A 3,268-nucleotide genomic window follows, 5' to 3' on the forward strand; every position below is an offset into this window, starting at 1 on the left:
GATCCCTTTTCACCACGTGAAAAGGGATCTGACCCCTGCCTGACAGGCGGTCTCACCGGGTGAGACACCGGGCTGGCATTGTCGCCCATTGCCCCCATCTGGTCACCTCGGTAGGCTGACCGATTGCCGCCCTTTCGCTGGCCCGGCGGCCCAGCCACGCCCCCACAACCGGATTCCCCATGGCGATGGATTTCATCCGCATCCGCGGCGCGCGGACGCACAACCTCAAGAACATCGACCTCGACCTGCCCCGCGACAAACTGATCGTGATCACCGGCCTGTCCGGTTCGGGCAAGTCGTCGCTGGCGTTCGACACCATCTATGCCGAGGGCCAGCGGCGTTACGTCGAGTCCCTGTCGGCGTATGCGCGGCAGTTCCTGAGCGTGATGGAAAAGCCGGACCTGGACCATATCGAAGGCCTGTCCCCGGCGATCTCGATCGAGCAGAAGTCGACCTCGCACAACCCGCGCTCGACAGTCGGCACGATCACCGAGATCTACGACTACCTGCGCCTGCTGTACGCACGTGTCGGCACCCCGCGCTGCCCCGATCACGGCTATCCGCTGGAAGCGCAGACGGTCAGCCAGATGGTCGACCATATGCTGACCCTGGACCCGGAACAGCGCTACATGCTGCTGGCACCGGTGATCCGCGACCGCAAGGGCGAGCATGCGCAGGTATTCGACCAACTGCGCGCGCAGGGTTTCGTGCGTGTGCGCGTCGATGGCGAACTGTACGAAATCGATGCGGTGCCGCCGCTGGCGCTGCGCCAGAAGCACACCATCGAAGCGGTGATCGATCGCTTCCGCCCGCGCGAAGACATCAAGCAGCGCCTGGCCGAGAGCTTCGAAACCGCCTTGAAGCTGGGTGATGGCATGGCGTCGGTGCAGTCGCTGGACGATGCCGCTGCGACCCCTACCCTGTTCTCGTCCAAGTATTCCTGCCCGGTCTGCGACTACTCGCTGCCGGAACTGGAGCCGCGCCTGTTCTCGTTCAACGCACCGATGGGCGCCTGCCCCGGCTGCGACGGGCTGGGCATGGCCGAGTTCTTCGACCCCTCGCGCGTGGTGGTGCATCCGGAGCTGTCGCTGGCGGCCGGTGCCGTGCGTGGCTGGGATCGCCGCAATGCCTATTACTTCCAGCTGATCGCCTCGCTGGCCAAGCACTACAAGTTCGACACCGACGCGGCGTGGAACTCGCTGCCGGCCAAGGTGCAGCAGGCCGTGCTGTATGGCAGTGGCGAGGAAGCGATCACCTTCACCTATTTCACTGAGGCCGGTGGCCGCACCCAGCGCAAGCACCGCTTCGAAGGCATCATTCCCAACCTCGAACGCCGCTACAAGGAAACCGAATCGGCGGCGGTGCAGGAAGAGCTGGGCAAGTACATCAGCGAACATGCCTGCCCCGAGTGCAACGGCGCGCGCCTGAACAAGGCCGCACGCAACGTGTTCGTGGCGGATCGACCGCTGCCGGAACTGGTGGTGCTGCCGATCGACGAAGCGCTGAAGTTCTTCAGTGAACTGAGCCTGCCGGGCTGGCGTGGCGAGATCGCCGCGAAGATCGTCAAGGAGATCGGCGAACGCCTCGGCTTCCTGGTCGACGTCGGCCTGGATTACCTGACCCTGGAGCGCAAGGCCGACACCCTGTCCGGTGGCGAGGCACAGCGCATCCGTCTGGCCAGCCAGATCGGTGCTGGCCTGGTGGGCGTGATGTACGTGCTTGATGAGCCATCCATCGGCCTGCACCAACGCGACAACGAGCGCCTGCTGGGCACCCTCACCCGCCTGCGCGACCTCGGCAACACGGTGATCGTGGTCGAGCATGACGAAGACGCGATCCGACTGGCCGACTACGTGCTGGACATCGGTCCCGGCGCGGGCGTGCATGGCGGCGAGATCGTCGGCCAGGGCAGCCTGCAGGACCTCCTTGATGCACCGCGTTCGCTGACCGGCCAGTACCTGTCGGGCAAGCGCGCGATCAAGATCCCGGCGCGCCGGCACAAGCCGAACCCGAAGATGACGCTGCATCTGCGTGGCGCCACCGGCAACAACCTGAAGGGCGTGGACCTGGCCATTCCGGCAGGGCTGCTGACCTGCGTGACCGGCGTGTCCGGCTCGGGCAAGTCAACCCTGATCAACGACACCCTGTTCTCGCTGGCTGCCAACGAGATCAACGGCGCCTCGCACCCGATCGCGCCGTACAAGGAGATCGATGGCCTGGACCTGTTCGACAAGGTGGTGGACATCGACCAGTCGCCGATCGGCCGTACCCCGCGCTCGAACCCGGCTACCTATACCGGCCTGTTCACACCGCTGCGCGAACTGTTCGCACAGGTGCCTGAATCGCGTGCGCGCGGCTATTCGCCGGGCCGTTTCAGCTTCAACGTGCGTGGTGGCCGCTGCGAAGCCTGCCAGGGCGATGGCCTGATCAAGGTCGAGATGCACTTCCTGCCGGACGTGTACGTGCCCTGCGACGTCTGTCATGGCAAGCGCTACAACCGTGAAACGCTGGAGATCCTGTACAAGGGCTTCAACATCAACGACGTGCTGGAAATGACCGTCGAAGATGCGTTGAAGCTGTTCGAACCGGTCCCGTCCATCGCCCGCAAGCTGGAGACCCTGGTTGATGTCGGCCTGAGCTACATCAAGCTGGGGCAGAGCGCGACCACRCTGTCCGGTGGTGAAGCGCAGCGCGTGAAGCTGTCCAAGGAACTGTCGCGCCGCGATACCGGCCGCACCCTGTACATCCTCGACGAGCCGACCACCGGCCTGCATTTCCACGACATCGAGGCGCTGCTCGGCGTGCTGCACAAGCTGCGCGACGAGGGCAACACGGTGGTGGTGATCGAGCACAACCTGGATGTCATCAAGACCGCGGACTGGATCGTCGACCTGGGTCCGGAAGGCGGTCATCGCGGTGGCACCATCCTGGTGACCGGCACGCCGGAAGACGTGGCCGCGTGCCCGGATTCGTACACCGGCCAGTTCCTCGCACGGATGCTGCCGTCCACTACTGCGCGACCGGACCAGCCCGCCGCCGTGGCCAACAAGCCCGATGCGCGCCCGCCGCGCAAGGTGAAGCCCGAGAAGCCGGCGAAGAAGGCAGCCGCCGCCAAGAGCACCGGCAAGGCCAGCAAGACCGCCACGGCCGGCACCAAGAAGAAGAAGGACGCCTGATGAGCAGCGAACACAAGATCCTGGCCCGCATTCCGATCAGCGTGCGCTGGCGTGACATGGACAGCATGGGCCACGTCAACAACGCCAAGTAC

General features: G+C 65.0%; 1 protein-coding gene and 1 pseudogene. Both read left to right on the top strand.

The window, feature by feature from the left end; genetic code table 11:
- Positions 1 to 179 precede the first annotated feature (179 nt).
- Complete coding sequence (gene uvrA, locus AB4Y84_RS17095; RefSeq protein ID WP_313249426.1) at positions 180 to 3,176, top strand: excinuclease ABC subunit UvrA; 2,997 nt, start codon at positions 180 to 182, stop codon at positions 3,174 to 3,176.
- A pseudogene (locus AB4Y84_RS17100) lies at positions 3,176 to 3,268 on the top strand (acyl-CoA thioesterase); the annotation flags it as partial. The gene uvrA and the pseudogene AB4Y84_RS17100, both read left to right, overlap by 1 nt.

It is taken from the genome of Stenotrophomonas sp. 2YAF22, from assembly GCF_052114665.1.
GTDB lineage: Bacteria > Pseudomonadota > Gammaproteobacteria > Xanthomonadales > Xanthomonadaceae > Stenotrophomonas > Stenotrophomonas indicatrix.